20 protein-coding genes are annotated in these 21,928 nt (G+C 60.0%); 6 read left to right on the forward strand and 14 right to left on the reverse strand.

Features of this window, described 5'->3' with window-relative positions; genetic code table 11:
* Positions 1-15: 15 nt before the first annotated feature.
* The 3 genes from RGV59_RS29075 to RGV59_RS29085 are packed head-to-tail and all read right to left on the reverse strand — an operon-like array spanning position 16 to position 2,363.
* Entirely contained in the window at positions 16-1,362 is a 1,347-nt protein-coding gene (locus RGV59_RS29075) for an ATP-binding protein (RefSeq protein WP_126587164.1), read from the reverse strand.
* The gene (locus RGV59_RS29080) at positions 1,359-2,036 is read right to left on the reverse strand and encodes a response regulator (RefSeq protein WP_046382350.1); all 678 of its coding nucleotides are present in this window, start codon (positions 2,034-2,036) and stop codon (positions 1,359-1,361) included. The genes RGV59_RS29075 and RGV59_RS29080 overlap by 4 nt, the downstream gene beginning before the upstream one ends.
* 18 nt (positions 2,037-2,054) lie before the next feature.
* Positions 2,055-2,363 (reverse strand): hypothetical protein, encoded by a 309-nt coding sequence (locus RGV59_RS29085; RefSeq protein ID WP_102618402.1) that lies wholly within the window; start codon positions 2,361-2,363, stop codon positions 2,055-2,057.
* A gap of 132 nt (positions 2,364-2,495) precedes the next feature.
* On the opposite strand from RGV59_RS29085, the gene RGV59_RS29090 reads away from it, so the two are divergent.
* Positions 2,496-3,212 carry a 4'-phosphopantetheinyl transferase family protein gene (locus tag RGV59_RS29090; protein WP_126587165.1) on the forward strand — a complete coding sequence of 239 codons (717 nt, stop codon included), beginning with the start codon at positions 2,496-2,498 and terminating at the stop codon, positions 3,210-3,212.
* Positions 3,213-3,302: 90 nt separating this feature from the next.
* Here RGV59_RS29090 and RGV59_RS29095 read toward each other — a convergent pair whose 3' ends face one another.
* Positions 3,303-4,913: an ATP-binding protein gene (locus RGV59_RS29095; RefSeq protein WP_046489255.1), complete on the reverse strand. Its 1,611-nt coding sequence runs from the start codon at positions 4,911-4,913 to the stop codon at positions 3,303-3,305.
* Complete coding sequence (locus RGV59_RS29100; protein WP_102618400.1) at positions 4,910-5,635, reverse strand: response regulator; 726 nt, start codon at positions 5,633-5,635, stop codon at positions 4,910-4,912. The genes RGV59_RS29095 and RGV59_RS29100 overlap by 4 nt, the downstream gene beginning before the upstream one ends.
* A gap of 737 nt (positions 5,636-6,372) precedes the next feature.
* Here RGV59_RS29100 and RGV59_RS29105 point away from each other — a divergent pair.
* A complete protein-coding gene (locus RGV59_RS29105) occupies positions 6,373-9,267 on the forward strand; it encodes a ribonucleoside-diphosphate reductase subunit alpha (protein ID WP_046489252.1) in 2,895 nt (964 codons plus the stop codon).
* 104 nt (positions 9,268-9,371) lie between these two features.
* On the opposite strand, the gene RGV59_RS29110 is transcribed toward RGV59_RS29105, so the two are convergent.
* From RGV59_RS29110 to RGV59_RS29145, 8 genes are all read right to left on the reverse strand, one after another.
* The gene (locus tag RGV59_RS29110) at positions 9,372-10,469 is read right to left on the reverse strand and encodes a hypothetical protein (protein ID WP_322247133.1); all 1,098 of its coding nucleotides are present in this window, start codon (positions 10,467-10,469) and stop codon (positions 9,372-9,374) included.
* A 157-nt stretch (positions 10,470-10,626) separates the two neighbouring features.
* Positions 10,627-11,832, reverse strand: coding sequence for an ISL3 family transposase (locus tag RGV59_RS29115; protein WP_126587417.1), 1,206 nt, complete (start codon positions 11,830-11,832; stop codon positions 10,627-10,629).
* A 143-nt stretch (positions 11,833-11,975) separates the two neighbouring features.
* Positions 11,976-13,292 carry a flagellar hook protein FlgE gene (gene flgE, locus RGV59_RS29120; protein ID WP_046482149.1) on the reverse strand — a complete coding sequence of 439 codons (1,317 nt, stop codon included), beginning with the start codon at positions 13,290-13,292 and terminating at the stop codon, positions 11,976-11,978.
* A gap of 31 nt (positions 13,293-13,323) precedes the next feature.
* Positions 13,324-14,049, reverse strand: a complete 726-nt coding sequence (gene flgD / locus RGV59_RS29125) for a flagellar hook assembly protein FlgD (RefSeq protein WP_046482146.1) — start codon at positions 14,047-14,049, stop codon at positions 13,324-13,326.
* Positions 14,050-14,065: 16 nt separating this feature from the next.
* Positions 14,066-14,509: a flagellar basal body rod protein FlgC gene (flgC, locus tag RGV59_RS29130; RefSeq protein ID WP_046382341.1), complete on the reverse strand. Its 444-nt coding sequence runs from the start codon at positions 14,507-14,509 to the stop codon at positions 14,066-14,068.
* 3 nt (positions 14,510-14,512) lie between these two features.
* Positions 14,513-14,920 (reverse strand): flagellar basal body rod protein FlgB, encoded by a 408-nt coding sequence (gene flgB, locus RGV59_RS29135; RefSeq protein ID WP_126587256.1) that lies wholly within the window; start codon positions 14,918-14,920, stop codon positions 14,513-14,515.
* A 302-nt stretch (positions 14,921-15,222) separates the two neighbouring features.
* Positions 15,223-16,050, reverse strand: a complete 828-nt coding sequence (gene cheR, locus RGV59_RS29140; protein ID WP_026140309.1) for a protein-glutamate O-methyltransferase CheR — start codon at positions 16,048-16,050, stop codon at positions 15,223-15,225.
* A gap of 42 nt (positions 16,051-16,092) precedes the next feature.
* Positions 16,093-17,025: a chemotaxis protein CheV gene (locus RGV59_RS29145; protein WP_026140310.1), complete on the reverse strand. Its 933-nt coding sequence runs from the start codon at positions 17,023-17,025 to the stop codon at positions 16,093-16,095.
* 81 nt (positions 17,026-17,106) lie between these two features.
* Between RGV59_RS29145 and flgA the strand changes: the two genes are divergently transcribed.
* The 4 genes from flgA to RGV59_RS29165 all read left to right on the forward strand — a co-directional run bounded on the left by flgA (position 17,107) and on the right by RGV59_RS29165 (position 19,702).
* On the forward strand, positions 17,107-17,871 hold the full coding sequence (gene flgA / locus RGV59_RS29150) for a flagellar basal body P-ring formation chaperone FlgA (protein WP_032804943.1): 765 nt from the start codon (positions 17,107-17,109) through the stop codon (positions 17,869-17,871).
* 142 nt (positions 17,872-18,013) lie between these two features.
* Positions 18,014-18,337: a flagellar biosynthesis anti-sigma factor FlgM gene (gene flgM, locus RGV59_RS29155; protein ID WP_017849175.1), complete on the forward strand. Its 324-nt coding sequence runs from the start codon at positions 18,014-18,016 to the stop codon at positions 18,335-18,337.
* A 48-nt stretch (positions 18,338-18,385) separates the two neighbouring features.
* On the forward strand, positions 18,386-18,856 hold the full coding sequence (locus RGV59_RS29160) for a flagella synthesis protein FlgN (RefSeq protein ID WP_017849176.1): 471 nt from the start codon (positions 18,386-18,388) through the stop codon (positions 18,854-18,856).
* A 96-nt stretch (positions 18,857-18,952) separates the two neighbouring features.
* Positions 18,953-19,702, forward strand: a complete 750-nt coding sequence (locus tag RGV59_RS29165) for a flagellar brake protein (RefSeq protein ID WP_017849177.1) — start codon at positions 18,953-18,955, stop codon at positions 19,700-19,702.
* Between the two features lie 58 nt (positions 19,703-19,760).
* Here RGV59_RS29165 and RGV59_RS29170 read toward each other — a convergent pair whose 3' ends face one another.
* A complete protein-coding gene (locus tag RGV59_RS29170) occupies positions 19,761-21,146 on the reverse strand; it encodes an MFS transporter (protein WP_126587257.1) in 1,386 nt (461 codons plus the stop codon).
* Between the last annotated feature and the right edge of the window lie 782 nt (positions 21,147-21,928).

The raw sequence follows: 21,928 nt of genomic DNA on the forward strand, positions 1-21,928 counted from the left end.
GCCGCTCAAGGAAGGTCAAACGGTCGGAAAGTGGATCTTGAACGCCGCGCCCCCCAAAGGCGAGTCGCCCAGGGTCAGGCGCGCGCCGTAGCTTTCAATGATGTCCTTGACCACCGCCAGGCCGATCCCCTGCCCCGGGTGCTGGCGGTCCAGCCGCTCGCCCCGTTGCAGAATCCGCGCGCGCTGGTCGGGCGGCACACCGGGGCCGTCATCTTCGATGCACAGTTCGATGCCATCCAGACTTTCCACCAGGCTGATACGCACTTCGCTCAGGCACAGGCGGTAGGCGTTTTCCAGCAGGTTGCCGAGCAGTTCCAGCAAAGCGCCTTTTTCGATGGGCACATCGCACGCGTCCGGCAACGCGAAGCTCACTTTGACGTGCTTGTCGCGGTAGACCTTGTCCAGCGTGTCGCACAGGCTTTGCAGTACCGGCTGCAGGCGTACCTGATGGCGTACCAGGCCGCTTTTACGCAGGCTGGCGCGCTGCAACTGGTAGCTGATCTGCTGGCTCATGCGTTCGATCTGCGATTGCAGCACCCAGGCCTGGTCGCGGTCTTCGGGGCGCTGGGCCATGTCTTCGCTCACGCCCTGCAACACCGCCAGCGGGGTTTTCAGGCTGTGGGCCAAGTCGTCGAGGGAATCGCGGTAGCGGGTACGCTGCTCGCGTTCACTGTGCAGCAAGCGGTTGAGAGACCCGGTGAGGCGCAGCAGTTCGCGCGGGTGTTCTTCGCTGAGGCTTTCGCGGGTGCCGCCTTCGATCTGGTCCAGCTCCTGGCTCAGGCGCCGCAACGCTTGCAGGCCCCAGGTCAGGCCCAGCCAGAGCAACGTCAGCAACACCAGCAACGCCGCGCCGAAGCCCAGGTAGAGGTTTTCGCGCAGGCCTTCGAGGGTCAACTGGTATTCGCGCACCGGTTGCAGCGCGACGATGCTGAACGCCGCACTCTTGCCGCCGAGCAGCTTGACCTCGACGTCATACACGAAGAATTCCTGGCCATTGCCCTCGCGAATCCGCGCAAACTCATTACCGCGCCCGTCATAGCGCGGCCTGTAGTTGATGTTTTCTTCCTGGGTTGCCCGCGAGCGCCACACCAGATGGCCTTCGCGGTCGTAGATATAACCGAGCAACCGGCTATCGGTGAGGTTGAAGCGTTCGTCCGGCAACTGCGCCGGCATCTGCAGGCGGTTGTTTTCGACCCGCGCCGCCGAAATCAAGGTGGTGACGTCCGACGCCAGGCGCTGCTCGATCGAGTCCTGCAGGGCCAGGCTGAACGCGCCCTGCATGGCCGGCAACAAACCCAGCATAAACAGCACGGCCAGGGTGGCGGCCGCCAGCATCAAGCGCACACGTAACGAGCGAATCAACGACAGCGCTCATTGAACAGATAGCCCAGGCCGCGCACGGTGTCGATCGGCTTGAACCCGCCCGGGCCTTCCAGTTTACGGCGCAGGCGGCCGACCAGCACTTCGATGACATTCGGGTCGCGCTCGTCGTCATCGGGGTAGAGCTGCTCCATCAAGCGGTCCTTGGGCACTACCTGCTGATGGTGACGCATCAGGTACTCGAGAATCCGGTACTCGTAGGCGGTCAGCGCCAGGGGCTGCTCGTCCAACGAGGCCTGCTTGCGGTTGAGGTCCAGCAGCAAGGGGCCGGCGACGATGGTCGATTGGGTAAAGCCGCTGGAACGACGCAGCAACGCGTTCATCCGCGCTTCCAGTTCTTCGAACTGGAACGGCTTGACCACGTAGTCGTCGGCGCCGGCGGCCAGGCCTTCGACCTTGTCCTGCCAGTTGCCGCGAGCGGTGAGGATCAGGATCGGGAAGGTCTTGTCCTGGGCGCGCAGTTGGCGGATCAGATCAAGACCGCCCATGCCGGGCAGGCCGAGGTCGATGATCGCCAGGTCATGGTTGAATTGGCCAGTCTGGTACAAGGCCTCCTCCGCGTTGGCCACGGCTTCGACCACGTGCCCGCTGTCGGTCAGGCGGGTATACAGGTGATGACGCAACAGAGCCTCATCTTCCACGACCAGCAATTTCATAAGGCTCTCCAAAGCAAATCAACTGTCCGACAGAGGGATATCATAGCGGCCCTGCAGGTCTTGCGGGCGCAGTTTAATGCCATTGTATTGGCCACCAAGATGCTCATAACCGGCACGATAAGTCGCCTGCGGGCTGCTCGAGCCCAGCGACTGGCCCCAAGGCGCGGCCTGGCTGCGCACCGCCTCGAAGCTCACACGCTGCATCAGCGTGCTGGATTTCTTGGTTCTCTCGCTACCGAATGCCGCAAAGGCGCCATCGCTGGCCTGCGCCCCGGCGGTGGCAGTGAACATGGTCAACGCCAACATCAGCTTCTTGATTGCAGTCATGGTACTTACCTCCACGTAGGCTGTAGGCCCACATTACGCAAGCGCCCCTGAACTCCCCCTGAACAGGCTCTGAACCTGGCCTGAACCGCTACGGACTATCCACTGGCGCGCCAACTCGGCAAAATACCGCCCATGACGCCCCTACCCGCTTGCTGCACCCCACTCGACGCCCATTGGCCACTGCCCGATCCCTTGCCGGGCACGGTGTTGCTCAGTACGCGCTTTGATCCGGCCCTGTTGATCGCCGGTGATTTCCAACGCAGCGCGGTGCCGCCGCCGGCGAGCATCCAGCGTTCGGTGGCCAAGCGCCAGGCGGAGTTTCTCGCCGGGCGGTTATGCGCCCGCGCCGCCTTGCAACAACTCGATAACCTGGACTGCGTGCCGGCAATCGGCGAAGACCGGGCGCCGGTGTGGCCGCCGCACATCAGCGGCTCCATCACTCACAGCAGCGGGCACGCGGCGGCGATCGTCGGGCACAAGGCGCAATGGCGCGGGCTGGGGATGGACCTGGAAAATGTCCTGAGCCTGGAGCGCGCGGAACGCCTGGCGGGGGAAATTCTCACCGCCGATGAGTTGCAGCGCATGGCCAGGTTGCCGCGTGAGCAACATGCGCGGCTGGTGACGCTGACGTTTTCGGCCAAGGAGAGCCTGTTCAAGGCGCTCTACCCGATCGTGCAGAAGCGCTTCTACTTTGAGCATGCCGAAGTGGTGGAATGGTCCGAGCACGGCCAGATGCGGTTGCGGCTGCTGACGGAGTTGTCCGGCGAGTGGTGCCACGGCAAGGAGTTGGTTGGGCAATTTGCGGTGGATGGGGAACAGTTGTTGAGCCTTGTAGCAATCGGCGTCTGATCTAGCGTCATCGGGGGCAAGCCCCCTCCCACACTGGAATGCATTCCAAGAGGGGCGGTGCGAGGGTTCGGCTTGCTCCCGATAGCAGTATCAGGATTTATCCTGGTCCCGCGGCCAACTCAGGCTGAAGCACGCCCCTCCCAGGTTGTTGCTCTTGCTGATCAATGCCCGCCCGCCATGCCAATGGATAATCCGCCGCACAATCGACAAGCCCAGGCCATGCCCGCCCGAAGCGCGGGTGCGGCTGTCGTCCAGGCGCAGGAACGGCGTGAAGATGCGTTCCCAGGCGCTTTCCGGTACGCCGGGGCCATCGTCTTCCACATCGATGCGGCAGCGCACCTGGCCGACCTGGTAACTGATCAGCACCCGGCCCTGGGCATGGCGCATGGCGTTGCTCACCAGGTTCTGCAGGGCGCGGTGCAGGTAGCGCGGTTCGGCATCGACCCAGGCATCGTCCCAATGCACCGATGACAGGCAGATACCACGGCTCACGCTGACCTGCGGGCGCAGTGGCGATAATTCGCCGATCACCTGGTCGAGCAACGCATTGAGGTCGACCCGCTGGAAATTCAGCTCCGGCGCGCCCTGCTCCAGGCGCGCGTAGGTGAGCATTTCGTCGACCAGGCCGTCGAGGTCCTGAATATCGCTGTCCATGCCTTCGAGGTATTTGCGCCGGGCCTGCGGAGTGGCGGCCTCGCCGATCATCTCCAGGCCGAAACGCAGGCGCGCCACCGGGGTGCGCAACTCGTGGGACACCGCGCGCACCAGTTCGCGCTGGATCGCGAGCAACTGCTGCAGGTGCTCGGCCATGCCATTGAAGGCGGCGGCCAGGCGCCCCACCGAGTCGGCGCCGCGCGCGGGCACGCGCACTTCCAGGTTGCCTTTGGCAATGCGCGTGGCAGCGGCCTCCAGACCTCTGAGCCGGCGCTCGAGCTGACGCACCAACAGATAGACGATCAGGCCAATCAGGGTCAGGCCGATCAATGCGATCAGGATCAACCATTGCGCCGGGTACGGGTTCATTTGATACAACGGGCCGATTTCAAGCACCCAGGGCGTGCCGACCATGCCGGCAAACACCCGAATCGAGTCGCCGCCCTTGCCCAGCGCCATCACCGTATCGCCCTCCGACACGCGGCGGCGCTGGTCGTCGTCCATATCGGCCTGATCGAGGGCCATCAGGTGCATCTCGAAGCCAAACCCTTTGGCTTCCTTTATATCCGCCAGGCGTTGCGGTTGCTCAGCCACCGGAAAACGCACCAACTCGTCGGCCAACAGGTAGATCGTCGCCCGCGCCAATTGCTCGCTGATCTGTTGCACTTCACCTTCCAGCACCAACTGATCCTGCTCGCTGACCAAACGCAGGACCCGCGCCGCATGGGGGCCGGTCTGTTGCACCAGCACCTGGCCATGCTGCAGGCGGGTGCGTTGGCCGAGGTCCAGTTGGGCATCGGTGTACGTGCGCAGCATCAGGGGAATGCCCAACAGGCGCTCCCACACCGCCAGTGCGCGCTGGCGCTCGATCGCGCTCATGGGTTGCAGGTTGTCGCCCATCAAGGCAAAGGTGCCGTGGGCCAGACGCTCGCGGTACTGCCCGCTGCGCACGTCGTTGAGCAGGTGCAACGCCAGCACGCCCAGCAGCGCCACCAGGATCAGCGCCGCGCACATGCCGCCGTAGATGCGCAGGAAGATCGAGTTCACAGCGGTATGTCGGCAGCGGCTTCGGGGACGAACAGATAGCCTTTGCTGCGCACGGTCTTGATCAGGCGCGGGTGGATCGGATCGTCGCCGATCTTCGGACGGATGCGCGAGATACGCACGTCGATCGAGCGGTCCTGGCCGTCGTAGCCGATGCCGCGCAGGGCGATGAAGATTTCTTCGCGCGACAGGATGCGCCCGGCATTCGCCACCAGCAGCCACAACAGGTCGAACTCGGCGCTGGTCAGCTCGATGCCCTCGCCCTGCAGCCAGGCTTCGCGCAGGGCGTTATCCACGAGCAGCGGGCCGAATTGCAGGCGGCGCTGGTTTTGCGCGACGGCCGGTTCCGCCGGCTCGCTGCGGCGCAACAGGGCCTGGATACGCGCCAGCAGCAGGCGCGGGCGCACGGGTTTGCACACGTAGTCGTCGGCGCCCATGTCCAGGCCCAATACCTGGTCCATGTCGTCGGTACGCGCGGTGAGCATGAGGATCACCCCGTCGTAGCGCTCGCGCACCTTGCGGCAGATGCTCAAGCCATCTTCGCCGGGCAGCATCAGGTCGAGGATCACCAGGTCCGGCTGTTCGGCGATGATCCGCGCCGCAGCCTGGGCGCCGTCGCTTTCCACCGACACGCGCAGGCCGTTGCTCTCCAGGTAATCACGGGTCAACTCGGCCAATCGCTCGTCATCCTCGACGATCAGGATTTGCCAGGCTTCATGCTCCACAGGTAATCCTCGTTGTTATTAGGGGATTGGTTGATCTTCGCCAGCCACACCTTATTTGTAATGTTGTGAGGGCATAACAATGATCGATTGTAGCCATGCCCCAACCCTCGAACACAAGCCAGGAAATGCATTCGGTGATGCGGTTTTTTTGTGATAGGGTTCGCGCCCTCAAAAATCCAAAGAGCCGTTTTTTTCTTGGAATATTCAGTGACAAACGGCGCGGTCCCGCAGTACTGCGGCCTACACGGGCATTCTACGTTTCATACACATTTTACTCACAGCGTTATCCACAACCCCTGGATTGCTAAGCCTCCAAAAACGCATTATCTTGTACCTCGGCGCCAAAAAAACCCTACATGTAGGGTTTTGAACTAAAAGACCAAACACAAATCAGACAAGAAACTCAAGCCCTTTCTTGCTCCTGTTTGGTCCAACTCCAGCATTTTTTGAAAGCCCAAACCGCTCATGCGGATGGCAACCGTTTTAGCGCTCCAACAGCGCAAAACGGTACGGGTGTTGCAGTGCTTGAACCGGGCAACTGTCACCCACCAGGAATACGGCGAGGCGCTTTTGAGCACCAAACCGAAGACTTCGGCATGGAAGCGGCGCGATAAGCCCCCCTTCCTCCTGTCCCGAAGTTGTTATGCCAGGCCAAGGCCTGCTGTAAGTGCTTCAGGACGGAACGGTGGGCACCGTGATGGTGCCCAAATAAATATAGAATGTGGAGACAACCCCCCATGCAAACCGACACAACTCGCGAGAACCCGCAGGGCTCCGTGCCGCAGGCCGCTGATTCGAATATGGATCTGTCCGCCACTGCACCCGGCCAACTGCGCGTGATCAAGCGTAACGGCACTGTCGTTCCTTACACCGATGACAAAATCACCGTCGCCATCACCAAAGCGTTTCTTGCAGTTGAAGGCGGCAACGCTGCCGCCTCGTCGCGCATCCACGACACCGTTGCTCGCCTGACCGAACAAGTCACCGCGACCTTCAAGCGTCGCATGCCTTCGGGCGGCACCATCCACATCGAAGAAATCCAGGACCAGGTCGAACTGGCCCTGATGCGTGCCGGCGAGCAGAAAGTCGCCCGCGACTACGTGATCTACCGTGATTCGCGCGCCAAGGAACGTGCCGTTCGCTCCCCGGCCGACGAAGCCGCCATACAGGCGCACCCATCGATCCGCATCACCCTGGCCGACGGCACCTTCGCGCCGCTGGACCTGGGCCGCCTGAACACCATCATCACCGAGGCCTGCGAAGGCCTGGAAGAAGTCGACGGCGACCTGATCCAGCGCGAAACCCTGAAGAACCTGTACGACGGCGTGGCCCTGACCGACGTCAACACCGCCCTGGTGATGACCGCCCGTACCCTGGTTGAACGCGAGCCGAACTACTCGTTCGTCACCGCGCGCCTGTTGATGGACACCCTGCGTGCCGAAGGCCTGGGCTTCCTTGGCGTGGCCGACAGCGCCACCCACCACGAGATGGCCGACCTGTACGCCAAGGCCCTGCCGGCCTACATCGCCAAGGGTATCGAATACGAATTGCTGAACCCGGTCCTGGCCACCTTCGACCTGGAAAAACTCGGCAAGGCGATCAACCACGAGCGCGACCAGCAGTTCACCTACCTGGGCCTGCAAACCCTGTACGACCGTTACTTCATCCACAAGGACGGTATCCGCTTCGAACTGCCGCAAGTGTTCTTCATGCGCGTGGCCATGGGCCTGGCGATTGAAGAGAAGCACAAAGAAGACCGCGCCATCGAGTTCTACAACCTGTTGTCGTCCTTCGACTACATGTCGTCCACGCCGACCCTGTTCAACGCCGGTACCCTGCGTCCACAGCTGTCGAGCTGCTACCTGACCACCGTGCCGGACGACCTGTCGGGCATCTACCACGCGATCCACGACAACGCCATGTTGTCCAAATTCGCCGGCGGCCTGGGCAACGACTGGACGCCGGTGCGCGCACTGGGTTCGTACATCAAGGGCACCAACGGCAAGTCCCAGGGCGTCGTACCGTTCCTGAAAGTCGTCAACGACACTGCCGTAGCGGTCAACCAGGGTGGCAAGCGCAAAGGCGCTGTGTGTGCCTACCTGGAAACCTGGCACATGGACATTGAAGAGTTCATCGAGCTGCGCAAGAACACCGGCGATGACCGTCGTCGTACCCACGACATGAACACCGCCAACTGGATTCCTGACCTGTTCATGAAGCGTGTCTTCGACGACGGCAAGTGGACCCTGTTCTCGCCATCCGAAGTGCCGGACCTGCACGACCTGACCGGCAAGGCCTTCGAAGAGCGCTACGAGTACTACGAAGCCCTCACCGAGTACCCAGGCAAGGTCAAGCTGTTCAAGACCATCCAGGCCAAAGACCTGTGGCGTAAAATGCTGTCCATGCTGTTTGAAACCGGCCACCCATGGCTGACCTTCAAAGACCCGTGCAACCTGCGCAGCCCGCAGCAGCACGTAGGCGTGGTCCACAGCTCGAACCTGTGCACCGAGATCACCTTGAACACCAACAAGGACGAGATCGCCGTTTGCAACCTGGGCTCGATCAACCTGCCGAACCACATCGTCAACGGCAAGCTGGACACCGCCAAGCTGGAGCGCACTGTCAACACCGCTGTTCGCATGCTCGATAACGTGATCGACATCAACTACTACTCGGTGCCACAAGCGCAGAACTCCAACTTCAAGCACCGTCCAGTCGGCCTGGGGATCATGGGCTTCCAGGACGCTTTGTACCTGCAGCACATTCCTTACGGTTCGGACGCCGCGGTCGAGTTCGCCGACAAGTCCATGGAAGCGGTCAGCTACTACGCGATCCAGGCTTCCTGCGACCTGGCCGACGAGCGCGGCGCCTACGAGACGTTCCAGGGCTCGCTGTGGTCCAAAGGCATCCTGCCGCTGGATTCGCAACAGATCCTGATTGCGCAACGTGGCCAGAAGTACATCGACGTTGACCTGAACGAATCCCTGGACTGGGCGCCGGTGCGTGCCCGTGTGCAGAAAGGTATCCGTAACTCCAACATCATGGCCATCGCACCGACCGCGACCATCGCCAACATCACTGGCGTGTCGCAGTCGATCGAACCGACCTACCAGAACCTGTATGTGAAATCGAACCTGTCGGGCGAATTCACCGTGATCAACCCGTACCTGGTTCGCGACCTGAAAGCCCGCGGCCTGTGGGACTCGGTCATGATCAACGACCTGAAGTACTACGACGGTTCGGTGCAGCAGATCGAGCGCATCCCGCAAGAACTCAAAGAGCTCTACGCGACTGCCTTCGAAGTGGACACCAAATGGATCGTTGACGCCGCCAGCCGTCGCCAGAAGTGGATCGACCAGGCGCAGTCGCTGAACCTGTACATCGCCGGCGCTTCGGGCAAGAAGCTCGACGTGACCTACCGCATGGCTTGGTACCGTGGCCTGAAAACCACTTACTACCTCCGTGCCCTGGCCGCGACCAGCACCGAGAAGTCGACCATCAACACCGGCAAGCTGAACGCGGTTTCCAGCGGCAACCACGGTGATGACTCGGTGCTCGCCGCACCGGCCGGCCCGGCCCCCGTGCCGAAAGCCTGCGCGATCGACGAGCCGGATTGCGAAGCCTGCCAATAAGCTGAGCACGTTCCGGGCTTGATGGCCCGGGATTTGAAAAGCCCCGATAACCCCTTGCTGCAGTTGGGTTTATCGGGGTTTTCTTTTGCCTGGGCAAAGGCTCGTCAGTCGTCGAACAATATGGTCGCAATCCCCGCCCGGGGCACCCCGCCCCGCTTGCCCCACAGTTCAATCCGACCATCGATCACCGCCATCGAATGACCGCCATACTCCACCGTCCCCACCTTGCTGCTTCGCAAGTCGGCATCCGTGGCCTGCCGGTAATTTTTGCGCAAGCCCAGACGGTCCAACCCTTCCCGAGTGTACTCGCCATCATTGAGGGTACGTATGCCATCCAGAAAGCTGCGCCCGGCAGTGCCATCGTTGTTTTCCAATTGCGCCCGTTTTGCGCTGACGGCAAACATGAAATTGGCGTTGGTCATCATTTTCGGGTCATCGCCCTGGAAACGTGCATGGGTGGCAGCCAGCCGCACTTCATCCTTGGTCAGGTCAACCTTGACACCATCGCGCATGGTCACAGAGTAGCCATTACCCGTTTCCTTGACCTCTTTGAAGACGTCGGTGGGCTTCTCGCCAAATTGCATCATGGCGGCTTTAATCGCCGAAACCGTCACGCAATTGCCGTCCGGCCCCTGTCTGAAGCCGCTCCAGATATTCTCCGGTTTTTTCCCCGGCTCGCTGTCATCGGGCTTGTAGTCGAAATGCTTCGCGCCTTCGGTAATCGGCTTGTTGCTCATGGACTCGCTGGGGCCGAAACCACCGCCACCGCCACCGCCACCGCCACCGCCTCCACCGCCGCCACCCCCGCCCCCACCGCCGTCCGGAGAGGGGGATGGAGACGGTGCTGGTGACGGCGGCGCATCCGGGCCATCCGGAAACTCCTCCGGGAAGGCTCTCTTCATGAACGCCTGAAAGCCCTCAGGCGCGTCTTTCTTCACCTCTTCGAGGATCTCCTTGAACTTCTCTTCGCCGAGCTCCTTTCGCTTTTCATTCAGCTTGTCCCGCAGCTCCTGGGCCGTCTGGTTCTTGGAGGTTTTTTCGGCATCTTCAAGCTCCTTGATCAGCTTCGTGATACTGTCCTTGACGGCCCCCTTGTCGTCCTTGGTGCCATCAGACTGGTTGACCCCCTTCTGGTACTGTCCTCCCCACCCCCCTCGTAACGCATCCCCCCAGCCCCTTGGCCGGATATCGATGAATTCCACATACCGCCTCTCCCAGGTAATGAAACAACCCAACGCTTCTCGGCTTGATAGGTGGAAAGACAGGTGTGGTGCGTTCCAACAAAGGCGTGTCACCTCGTAACCGCATCGGGGGTGGGAAAAGGTCCTGATGCCAAATAAAACGCAAAAAAAAGGTTCTTCACGGATTGCCGGGAAAGACGCTCTTGATCTTCATGAAAAAGAATTCGCTGTCCCGGTAACCGTACGCCATTCGTTTGATGACCTTTATTCGATTGTTTATTCCTTCCAACTGACCAGTGTGCATTGGCCAGCGTACCCGGCTCACGATGCCCCGCCAGTAGCCCTTTAGTCGCTTTGCGAACTGGATCAGTGCGGGTATTTCGCTTTCTTGAGCGTGACGCAGCCACTGCTTCCAGGCTGATCTCCAGTCCCAGGCATCGCTCGGCGCCCAGAGCATTTTGAGCTCGGCCTTCATCAAGTAGACCGTCATTAACGATTGGTTAGCGGCCAGCAGATCCTGTAAATGAACCTGCTGTTCCGGCTTTTTCAGGTTCTCCGGGTTACGCAATAGCAACCATCGCGCTTGCTTTATGACCTTTCGAGCGGGCTTGTCATGGCGCAGTCGGTTCGCCTCGTCAACGCGAACACGATCAATCACTTCTCGGCCATATTTGGCGACCACATGGAAAAGGTCATAAATCACCCGTGCTTTTGGGCAGTGTTGGCGAACCTCCAGGTCATAAGCCGTGTTCATGTCCATCGCTACCGCTTCAATTCGGGCGCACCCTTCTGGCCCCAGCTCTTCGAAAAACGGTCTGACTGCCGCTCGGCTACGGCCTTCGCCGATCCAAAGCACTCGCCGAGTATCAGCGTCCAACACCACGCTGGCGTAGCGATGACCTTTGAATAACGCGAACTCGTCCATTATCAGGCGCCGTGGCTGGGCCTTGGGTAAGGCACTCAACGCCGCTTGCAGAGCGCGCCGCTCCAGCAACCGAACGGTGTCCCAGTGCAGCCCGAACATTTGCGCAACATGCAGTGTAGGAAGGCGTTCGCAGGCTTGAATAACGGCCTCTGCCAGCCGGCGCGTCATGCGGGCATAGCGATCCAGCCAACTGACGACCTCCATGCGCTTGCCACAATCACGGCAACTAACACGCCTGAGCTGCACGTTGAGGCGGACTGCGCGACCGAGAATCGGCAAGTCACGCACGACTCGATCGCAGTACTCATGAGTTGTTGAACAGAGCTTTTGGCAGCCACCACAGGTGGGAAATCGCGTGGCCTGGGGGATCAGATCGATTTGAAGGGCATCACCGTCAGGTTTGATCGCGACGACAGAAAAGCCCTCCCAAAAAGGAAGGAAAGTATTAATATCGCGCATAAGAACGCCGGTTTTTTAGATGTGTTTGCTCGCACGAACATCATCCATCAAATCGGCGTTCTTGTTTCTGTGTTTCCCGGGATTCCGTGAAGAACCAAAAAAAAGCCCCTCGATCGAGGGGCTTCTTGTGCAGCGTTAGCGCATCAGGTCATCTGGATGATGGTCTGCATGATGGTGCTCTGGGTGGAGATGGTCTTGGCGTTCGCCTGGTAGTTGCTCTGGGCCTTGATCAGGTCCACCAGCTCGTTGGTCAGGTTGACGTTGGAGTTCTCCAGGGAGTTGGCCACGATCGAACCGAGGGTGCCGGCTTGAGGGGTGTCGTATCCCGGTTGGCCCGAGGCAAACGTCTCTCTCCAGGCCGTGCCGCCTGCCGGTTGCAGGCCTTGTTCGTTGTTGAAGCTGGCCAGGGAGATCTGGCCAATGGCCTTGCTCTGCTGGTTGCTGAAGGTGGCGAACAGTACACCGCTGCCGTCGATTTTCAGCCCGGTGATCTGGCCGGTGGCATAGCCATCGGTGACCGGCGGGTTGCGATAGCTGGCCGAATTGTACTGGGTGATATTCGCCATGTTGACCGCAATACCGCCGGTGTTGGCCGCGGCGCCGTTAGCCGTCCATACACCGTCGGTCACGGTGCCCGGTTTCCAGTTGGAAATGGTCAGGGTGGTGTTGGAGACTGCGCTGGGCGGGGTGACCACGCCAGCGAGCTTACCAGCCGTGTCGAACGTCAAGGTCGACGCGACAGGTGCCACCGCGCCTGCGCCACTGATCGGGGTACCGTCAGGGTTACGCCCGTCGATCAAGGTGTAGGACTTCCATTGGTTGGAGTCCGTCTTCACCAGGTACTGCACCATCGGGTGAGCGTTGCCTTGGGTGTCGTACAAGGTGGTGCTGTACTGGGTGGTGAAGGTCTTGGTGTCGGTTGGGTTGAATGGCTTGGCCACCTGGTCGATCACCGGCTCCGAGGAGTTCAGGTTACTGCTGGAATCGACGGTGCTGGAGGCTTTTGGCGGCAGGTTCGACAAGTTGAGTTGCAGGTCGACCAAGCCGCCCTTGACGATCTTGCCGTTGTCATCCGCCGCGTAGCCTTGCAGGCGCGAAGTACCGGTGTTGTTGGTGATGTAGCCGTCTTTGTCCGCACGGAAAGCACCGCTACGGGTGTATTCCAGCGAACCGTCGCTGCCCTTCTGTACGAAGAAGCCACCGCCCTGGATCGCCATGTCCAGGATACCGCCACTGTTGTTGACGTCGCCCTGGGTGAATTGCTGGGACACGGCCGCCAGGTTCACACCGTTACCGATGCTGTTCTGGCCGGTGCCCAGCTTGGACGCCGCGTAGATGTCCGCGAATTCCGCACGAGACGATTTGAAGCCAGTGGTCGCGACGTTGGCGATGTTGTTGCCGGTCACGTCCAGTTGTTTGTTGGCTGCATAGAGGCCGCTCAGGCCGATGTTAAAAGACATGTTTCTCTCCCTCTGCCGTATCTAGCCGGCTCTATGTACCGATAGTCTGAATTTGCGACAGCTTGACGCTGCCCATGCCGCCCGCAAGGTTGAGCAGCATTTCGCCGCCGGTCTTGCTCAGGGTCACGCTGGTGACCGTCGCCGGCAGCGAAGTGGCCAGAGCCACTGCGTCGCCCGCGTCATTCTTGGTGGTGGCCGTAAAGGTGTAAGTACCTGCCGGGGCGACCTCACCGTTGGCGTTCTTGCCATCCCAGATGAAGTCGGAACTGCCCGCGCTCTGTGCGCCCATATCGAGGGTACGCACCACGACACCGTCTTTGTCGGTAATCTTGACCGAGACGTTGCCCGTTGCCGCCGTCACTGCGACCGAGCCGGTCATGCTCTTGCTGGTGTCCACCAGCGCCTTGTCGGTCTGGGTAATGATCGAGCGACCGACCAGCGACGAAGCCTGCAATGCTTGCGACGAGCTGAAGTTGCTGGAGATGCTGTTTACCGAGTCGTTCAGGGTGTTGATGCCTTCCAGGCTACTGAACTGCGCCAACTGAGCCACGAACGCACCGTTGTCCTGAGGCGACAGCGGGTTCTGGTTCTTCAGTTGGGTCACCAACAGTTGCAGGAACGCATCCTTGCCCAGCGACTGGTTGCCCGTTGCCGTCTTGGTGGCGGTGCTGAGGCTGCTGTTGTCCGTCGCAGTCTTGACCTTGCTGTTGAACAGGTCCTGGACTGCCGAGTTGTTCGTCGTATCAACAATGGCCATTGTTTGGCGCCCCTTATCACTGACCCAGGGTCAGGACCTTCTGCATCATGGTTTTGGCGGTGTTCATCATTTCCGCGTTGGTCTGGAACGAGCGACTGGCAGAGATCATGTCAGCCATTTCCTCGACCACGTTGACGTTCGGGTAGTACACGTAGCCTTTTTCGTTCGCCGCAGGGTGATTAGGCTCATAGCGCGCTTCCAGATTGCTCTGGTCTTCAACCACGCCGAGTACCTGCACGCCTTGCCCGGCAGCGTCCTGATTCTGGAACAGCGAATCGCCGCCGCTGCTCTGGCCGCCCTGAAACATGGTGGCGAACACCGGGTGACGGGCGCGGTAGGTCTGGTCAATGCTCGAAGACACCGTCTCGGCGTTGGCGATGTTACTGGCGACGGTATTCAGGCGCGTGGTCTGCGCGCTCATACCACTACCGGCAATATTGAAAACACTGGCTAAGGACATGGCTTACTCTCCACGCAGGGCTGACATCAGCCCTTTGAATTTGCTGTTGAGCAGGGTGAAGCTGGCCTGGAAGTTCACCGAGTTCTCGGCGTAGGCCGATTGCTCCAACTGCGCGTCGACGGTGTTCTGGTCGATCGACGGCTGCATCGGCGTGCGATACAGCAGCGATTCGTCGCCACTGCTCAGGCCTTGCGCTTCGATATGACGGCTGTTGGTCATGCTCAAGGCGAAGGTGCCGTTCTTGGTCTTGTCCTGCTGTGCGGCGAGCACGGCGGAGAAGTCCAGGTCCCGAGCCTTGTAGTTCGGGGTGTCGGCGTTGGCAATGTTGTTGGCCAGGACTTCGGCACGCTGGGCGCGAAAGCCGAGGGCTTGTTCGTGGATACCGAGCGCTTTATCGAAGCTGATGCTCATGGCGGAAACCTTTAGGCTGACCTGCTGTTCGTTAACAGGGTTATAGCAAGGTGCATGCCAATCTGGCTAAAGCCCATATATCAAGGGGTTACGCAGAGATTGCCGGCGGCAATGCCAGAAAAGCGGCAAGCGGCTTCCGCGTGGCGCCAGTAAAGCGGCAATCGGGAGTTGCCGCTTTTACCTTGCCGCAAAACAAATGTGGGAGGGGGCTTGCCCCCGATAGCGGTGGTTCAGTCATAGATGCTGAGACTGACACACCGCTATCGGGGCAAGCCCCCTCCCACACTTTGACTGCGTGCGACTTACTTGGCCTGGTAAATGATCCCAGGACTGCACTGCACCATCTGGAAATGATCCGGCAGGCCGTTCAGCGCCTCGGATGCACCGAGGAACAGATACCCCCCGCGCTTGAGCGTGCCGTGGATGCGCAGCAGGATGTCTTTCTTCACTTCGGCCGAGAAGTAGATCAGCACATTACGGCAGAACACCATGTCGAACTTGCCCAGGCTGGCGTAGCTGTCGAGCAGGTTGAACGAGCGAAACTCCACCCGGTTCTTGATCGGCGCCTTGACCGCCCAACGCCCCGCCCCTTTCGGGTCGAAGTAACGCTGCAGGCGTTCCGGGGACAAACCGCGGCCCAGGGCCAGGCTGTCGTACTCGCCGGTCTTGCAGTTAGTGAGCATGGTGCCCGACAGATCGGTGGCGACAATTTGCGCGCCGGCCTTCAACTGGCCCATGTTCGTCCGCTCGAACTCGTCGATCGCCATCGAAATCGAGTACGGTTCCTGCCCCGAGGAACAGGCTGCCGACCAGATCCGCAAACGCTGACCCGGGCTGGCCTTGATGGCCTCGGGCAGCACTTTGCTCTTGAGTACCTCAAAGGGGTAGGTGTCGCGAAACCATAGGGTTTCGTTGGTGGTCATGGCATCGACCACCATTTCCTTGAGCCCGCTGCGCGGCTGGCTCTGAATCCGCTGGACCAACTCACCGAGGGACTTGATGCCCTGCTGTTCCATCAGTTTGTTGAGACGGCTGGATACCAGATACTGCTTGTTTTCACCGAGCAATATGCCACAGGCTTTTTCCAGGAAGACCCGGAACTGTTCGAAATCCAAATTACCCGTAGACAATGATACCGCCTCTTAAATCGTGTGACCGCCAGGGAAATTCCCCTAGCCGTGATCTGCTGCCTTGATCCGGTCGACTACCCGGGATGCCAGGTCATCAGGGCGGAACTTAGCCAGGAAGTCGTCAGCACCGACCTTCTTGACCATCGCCTGATTGAATACGCCCGACAACGAAGTATGCAGGATGATATGCAATTTTTGCATGCGTGGATCGTTGCGTATTTCAGCCGTGAGGGTATAGCCGTCCATTTCCGGCATCTCGATGTCGGAAATCATCATCAAGAATTCTTCTTCCGGCTTCTTGCCTTCATCCACCAGTTTGCGCAGGTAATCCAGCGCCTGGCGGCCATCGTTGAGCGCCACCACCTCAACGCCGATGGTTTGCAGGCAACGGGTCACCTGTTTACGCGCCACCGAGGAGTCGTCCACCGTCAGCACCCGCAGCGAAACCGCCTTGTGCGCCGTTTCGGCATCGACGACGCCAACCGAAATCGCTTCGGAAGTCGGTGCGACTTCGGCGAGGATTTTCTCCACGTCGATGATTTCGACCAACTGGTTGTCTACCCGCGTCACCGCCGTGAGGTAGTGATCGCGACCGGTGCCCTTGGGCGGCGGATGGATCTCTTCCCAGTTCATGTTGACGATACGTTCCACCGAGCGCACCAGGAAACCCTGGGTCTTGGTGTTGTATTCGGTAATGATCACAAACGGGTTCTCGCGGTCTTGCAGGCCGGCCGAACTCGTGGCCAATGCCAGGTCGAGAATCGGGATGGTCGCGCCACGGATGTTGGCTACGCCACACACCACCGGGCTCGACTTGGGCATGATCGTCAGCTTGGGACACTGCAGCACTTCCCGCACTTTGAACACGTTGATGCCATAGAGCTGCTTGCCGTCCAGGCGAAAAAGCAACAACTCCAGGCGATTCTGCCCTACCAGCTGTGTACGCTGGTTTACTGAATCCATTACACCTGCCATGCCCAGACTCCTACGCTAAAACCTTTGGGGGTACGACGCGCACCCAACACTAAACGGCACGAGCTTTGCTTTTTATTGGCTATGGATATGAAAACGACAGTTTCCCGACGCACCCGCCACTCACGGTATCGCAGATTGCTCTGCGCCTGGATGGCGTTGTTTGCCGTGGGCGCAGGCATCACTGCCCGCGCCGCCGACGTCACCTTGCCTGATCTACTTATCGGCGTCACCCAAGGCTTTCTTGAATTCACTGTAGAAGATTATCTGGCAACCACCCAGACGCCAGGACGCTATGAAATCCAGGTCAACCAATTGGATCCGCGCCTGCGCATGCCGATGTGCGACAAGGAATTGACAGCCAGCCTGGAAAGCCCGGCCCAGCCCATTGGTCGCGTGACGGTCAAGGTGCGCTGTGAAGGGACCTCGCCCTGGACCGTGTTCGTGCCCGCCCAGGTCAAACTGTTCCGCGATGTCGTCGTGGTGTCGCGGCCGCTCAAACGCAGCGGAATCATCGGCTATGAGGATGTCATCTTGCGCGAGCGGGACATCAGCCTGATCAACCAGGGTTACCTGACGTCAGTGGACCAGGCTGTCGGGCAACGATTGACCCGACCAATGGTCGCCGACCAGGTCATCACCCTGGTCCATCTTGAACAGGCAGAAGTCATTCGCAAGGGCGACCAGGTCATCATTTCCGCCAGCAGCGGCGGGCTGAATGTGAAGATGCCGGGCGAAGCGCTGTCCAACGGCGGCATGAGCGAACAGATCCGGGTCAAGAACCTCAATTCCAACCGCGTCATCAAGGCACGGGTCACCGCGCCGGGCCAAGTCGAGGTGGCTTTATAGATCACTGGAATAGGACGCCAGCTTTTCCTACACTGTACGCCTGACGTTCGTGCATGCAGGTTTATTGTCAATCGCGCCTAAAGTTTGTCCGGGTATGGCCGAAACCATGGCAAGCGTCCAAATACCCAGAGGTTTTTTTATCATGGTCATCGATTTCAGCCGTTTGAATAACGCCCCGGCTTTGCCAGGCACTACGCGCACCAGCGGCACCAAGGACAGCGTAGACGCCAAGGCCCAGCCTCTGCCCGCCAAAGCGGAACAGGCCGGCGCCAGCCAAAGCGGGGAATCCGTACACCTGAGCAATGAGGCTCAACAGTTGCAGAAGGTCACTGACTCGCTGCGCGATCAACCCGTCGTCAATCAAGCCCGTGTGGCCGAATTGAAACAGGCAATCGCCGATGGCAGCTATAAAGTCGACAGCAACCGTGTAGCCAGCAAGCTGCTTAACTTCGAAGCCGAGCGCTAGGCAAAGGCCTGCGCCAGGCTTTTGGACGCTTAAAACCCAAGGCCAGCCATGCACCACGACGAAAATCTGCTTCAACTGATCATTGATGATCTGGCGCCGACGCAACAATTGCTCGAGCTGCTCAAAGAAGAATCCTTGGCCCTCTATGGCCGGGATATGCCGCTGCTGGAAGAAATCCTGGCGCGTAAGCAGTCGCTGATTGTCCTGCTGGAACAGCACGGCAAGAAGCGTAGCCAGATTCTCGTCAGCCTCGGCCTACCGGCAGATCAAGACGGCCTCGCTCAGTTGGCCAGTCATTCCTCGGTCGGCGATCGGTTGCTGGCCCAAAGCAAAGAACTCAATCAATTACTCACCCAGTGTCAGGAAGCCAACCTGCTCAACGGTCAGTCGATCCAGCTTCAGCAAGCCACGACCGCCAATCAGTTGCGCATACTCCATGGCGGCGAACCTCCGGCCCTGTATAACGCCCAAGGCTCTACCTCGCGCCTGGTCAAGCCAAGCACCCGCAGCCAAGCCTGACGTCGGTTTAACGTGCGCCCTATCCAAGGCGTGCGACATACTGGCAAAATGATGGTTCTTGCGTGTAGTCGTATTTTGTCAGGAGATGGAAGAACCGTGTTCAACGCCCTTAATGCGGAAGAAGCTCCGCAGCCACCCAAGGTGTTCACCACGCCTCTGGAAATCGCTGGCACCTTGCGCATGCTGCAAGAAAGCCATGACCCGCTGATCATCACCTTCCATGAACGCAGCCAGCGCTTTCAAAGCTACCTGGTCGACGTCGACCGGGACAGCAAGACCCTGGCCCTGGACGAAATGATCCCCCGCGATGGCGAACGCTACCTTGAGAATGGCGAACCCTTCCGCATCGAAGGCTTTCACGACGGCGTGCGCGTTGCCTGGGAAAGCAACGGCACCCTGAGCATCAGCGAAAAAGGCGGCCACCGTATCTACAGCGGCAACATGCCGGACGAAGTGGTCTACCATCAGCGCCGCAATGCGTTCCGCGCCGCGCTGAAACTCGCGCAATTGGTGAATATCGAGTTGGGCGGCGAGAAACTCAAGGCGCCGGTCAGCGGCAAGCTGCTGGATATCTCCGCCACCGGCTGCAAATTGCGCTTTGAAGGCGATATTTCCGAGCGCCTGCAGTTGGGCCAGGTCTACGACCGTTTTATCGCCGCACTGCCCTTTGGCAGCATGACCACCTCGGTCGAACTGCGTTACCTGCACTTCGAAGAGAAGATCAACACCACCTTCGCCGGCGTGCGCTTTCACAACATGAGCGGCCTGGTACAGCGCCAGGTCGAGCGTTTTGTGTACCAGTTGCAACGCGAAGCACGACGTTTCGATAAAGACGACGATTTTTAAGCATTCAGATCGCGATAAAAAACGGGCAGACCCTTTGGGGATCTGCCCGTTTTTGCATTCAGGGGCGCGCCCTGCTCAGGCCGTGGGGATGCTCATCCGGGCCCGGTGGTTCCGGCGGCCCTTCGAAGAGCGGCTCATCCGCCGGTGATTCCGCGTCGGTTTCAGGCTCGGGCTCGACAACCGCCGTCTGCATCTGCTCCTGCACCATCTGCTCATCGACCCGCGGATCGAGGGCCGCCACCAGCGGCGAGCTGGACATGCTGTCAGGCATTGCCACGTGCTGCAGCGGTGCATCGTCGACCTGATGCAGGTTGGTCACCGCTTTAGGCCGGATACGCCACACCAGGATCAGCGCGCACAGGCTGAAAAACGCGTACAGCATCTGGCTGCCAAACAGCTTCATCACCACACCGGCCAGCAACGGCCCGATACTGGCGCCCACGCCATAGGTCACCAGCAGCATGGCCGTCAGCGATACCCGACGATCACCTTCGACGTGGTCGTTGGAAAACGCCACGGCCAGCGGGTACAGGCAGAACTGCACCAGCGAACACAGGAACCCGGCCACGAACAGCACTTCCAGCGGCACCTTGCTCAGGATCGCCAACGGCAATGCCGCCACCGCCAGGCACAGGGCGAAGCAGCGAATCAACAGTGCGCGATCGTAACGGTCCGACAGCCAGCCCAACGGCCACTGCACCACCAACCCGGCAAAAATGCAGCTACCCATGAAGAGACCGACCTGCTCGGTGCTCAGCCCCTGCTGGGACGCATAGAGCGGCGCCAAACCGTAGAACGAACCAACGATCAACCCCGCCCCCAGCACCGTGCTCAACGACTGCGGCACCCGCTGGATAAAGAAACGCGGCTCCATCGGCGCCGGACGCAGGGGCGCCGGGTGAATGCGCCGGGTCATCGCCACCGGCACCAGGCACAGGGCGAAGCACAGCGCGACCAGCATCAGCAACTCGGGGCCGAGCTGGGGATGCATCACCAGGATCAACTGCCCCAGCACGAGGCCAAGGTAGGACGCAATCATATAGCCGCTGAACACTACGCCACGCTGCTTGGCATCCGCCTGCTCGTTAAGCCAGCTTTCGATGACCATGTACTGGCACATCATCCCCAGGCCCACGATGATCCGAAGCACGATCCAGGCCGGCAGCCAGTCGATCAGGCCATGGCCCAACACCGCCGCGCCGACGATCCCGGCACAGGTGGCATACGCGCGGATATGCCCGACCCGGGCGATCAGGCGGTGGCCGATCTTGCCGCCCAGTACCAGGCCGGAATAGTTGGCCGCCATCAGCGCGCCGACCCACAGGCTGTCGACGTTGTCGGCCGCCAGGCGCAAGGCCAGGTACGTACTGAGCAGGCCGGAGCCGATCAGCATCATCAAGGAGGCGAAATAAAGGGCTCGAAAAGATTTCCAGATCTGGCGCATCGGCGTTCCGAGCGGCTCCTTGCAGTGAGGGTCAGGGCTACCGGCATGATAGTCCCGGGGGTCGGGTCCGGACAGGCACCAGGCGCTGTTTCCGGGGATTATTTTGTGTGAAAACGATGGACTACAGCTCAGACGCTACTGGGTGACACACAAGGTACAAGGTTGCGCGAAATACTCGCCGCACCACCTGTGAACCTCGATCACGCGCAAGGTTCGACCGAGTGTTGAAAAGACCGAGCACGCCCCAAAAGCCCCCCCCGCCGCGCCTGCACATGATTACCCGCACGCCGGCGTCGCCGATGCGTATCGCCGCTAATTGTTACTGTTTTATCAACATTGTTTTCCAGTCTTATGGATTTATCCAAAAAACCAGCGCTATAGACTGGTCTACGCGTTAATCCACCGCGATTAACCAGCGAATCAGTCGGAGTAAAGCATGTAACCCGAACAAGGCCGACAGAGCCTTCGGAACGATTCACTCGCGACTGAGCACGTGGACAGTCGTCAAGCGGGCGTAATACAGCCGCCAACGTTTTCGTTATCCCTCCTGCCGAAACTCAATCAGCCTCTATTAAGCATCCAGTTCGTTATCGAACGGCGCTTTCAACGTGGAGGGCTGGGGCGAAAGAGTGTCGGCATCCAGACCAGGAATACGGGGATGGCCAATTATTACGCTGATTTCCAAAGCTCGCTTGCCGTCGGCAAGCCAGCCTATCGGGATCATGGAAGAACCGCACCCGGCCAACTAAAGGCCGAACTCAATATTCGGCCAAGTTGTTGGT

This window comes from Pseudomonas sp. FG1 (assembly GCF_034313875.1).
In the GTDB taxonomy this organism is placed as follows: domain Bacteria; phylum Pseudomonadota; class Gammaproteobacteria; order Pseudomonadales; family Pseudomonadaceae; genus Aquipseudomonas; species Aquipseudomonas veronii.

Coding starts and splice junctions, on each gene's coding strand:
- RGV59_RS29115 (WP_126587417.1), bottom strand. CDS start 11,832: ATGCGCGATATTAATACTTTCCTTCCTTTTTGGGAGGGCTTTTCTGTC.
- RGV59_RS29145 (WP_026140310.1), bottom strand. CDS start 17,025: ATGGCAGGTGTAATGGATTCAGTAAACCAGCGTACACAGCTGGTAGGG.
- RGV59_RS29085 (WP_102618402.1), bottom strand. CDS start 2,363: ATGACTGCAATCAAGAAGCTGATGTTGGCGTTGACCATGTTCACTGCC.
- RGV59_RS29170 (WP_126587257.1), bottom strand. CDS start 21,146: ATGCGCCAGATCTGGAAATCTTTTCGAGCCCTTTATTTCGCCTCCTTG.
- flgE (WP_046482149.1), bottom strand. CDS start 13,292: ATGTCTTTTAACATCGGCCTGAGCGGCCTCTATGCAGCCAACAAACAA.
- RGV59_RS29090 (WP_126587165.1), top strand. CDS start 2,496: ATGACGCCCCTACCCGCTTGCTGCACCCCACTCGACGCCCATTGGCCA.
- RGV59_RS29105 (WP_046489252.1), top strand. CDS start 6,373: ATGCAAACCGACACAACTCGCGAGAACCCGCAGGGCTCCGTGCCGCAG.
- RGV59_RS29080 (WP_046382350.1), bottom strand. CDS start 2,036: ATGAAATTGCTGGTCGTGGAAGATGAGGCTCTGTTGCGTCATCACCTG.
- flgC (WP_046382341.1), bottom strand. CDS start 14,509: ATGTCCTTAGCCAGTGTTTTCAATATTGCCGGTAGTGGTATGAGCGCG.
- RGV59_RS29160 (WP_017849176.1), top strand. CDS start 18,386: ATGCACCACGACGAAAATCTGCTTCAACTGATCATTGATGATCTGGCG.
- flgA (WP_032804943.1), top strand. CDS start 17,107: ATGGATATGAAAACGACAGTTTCCCGACGCACCCGCCACTCACGGTAT.
- flgB (WP_126587256.1), bottom strand. CDS start 14,920: ATGAGCATCAGCTTCGATAAAGCGCTCGGTATCCACGAACAAGCCCTC.
- flgM (WP_017849175.1), top strand. CDS start 18,014: ATGGTCATCGATTTCAGCCGTTTGAATAACGCCCCGGCTTTGCCAGGC.
- flgD (WP_046482146.1), bottom strand. CDS start 14,049: ATGGCCATTGTTGATACGACGAACAACTCGGCAGTCCAGGACCTGTTC.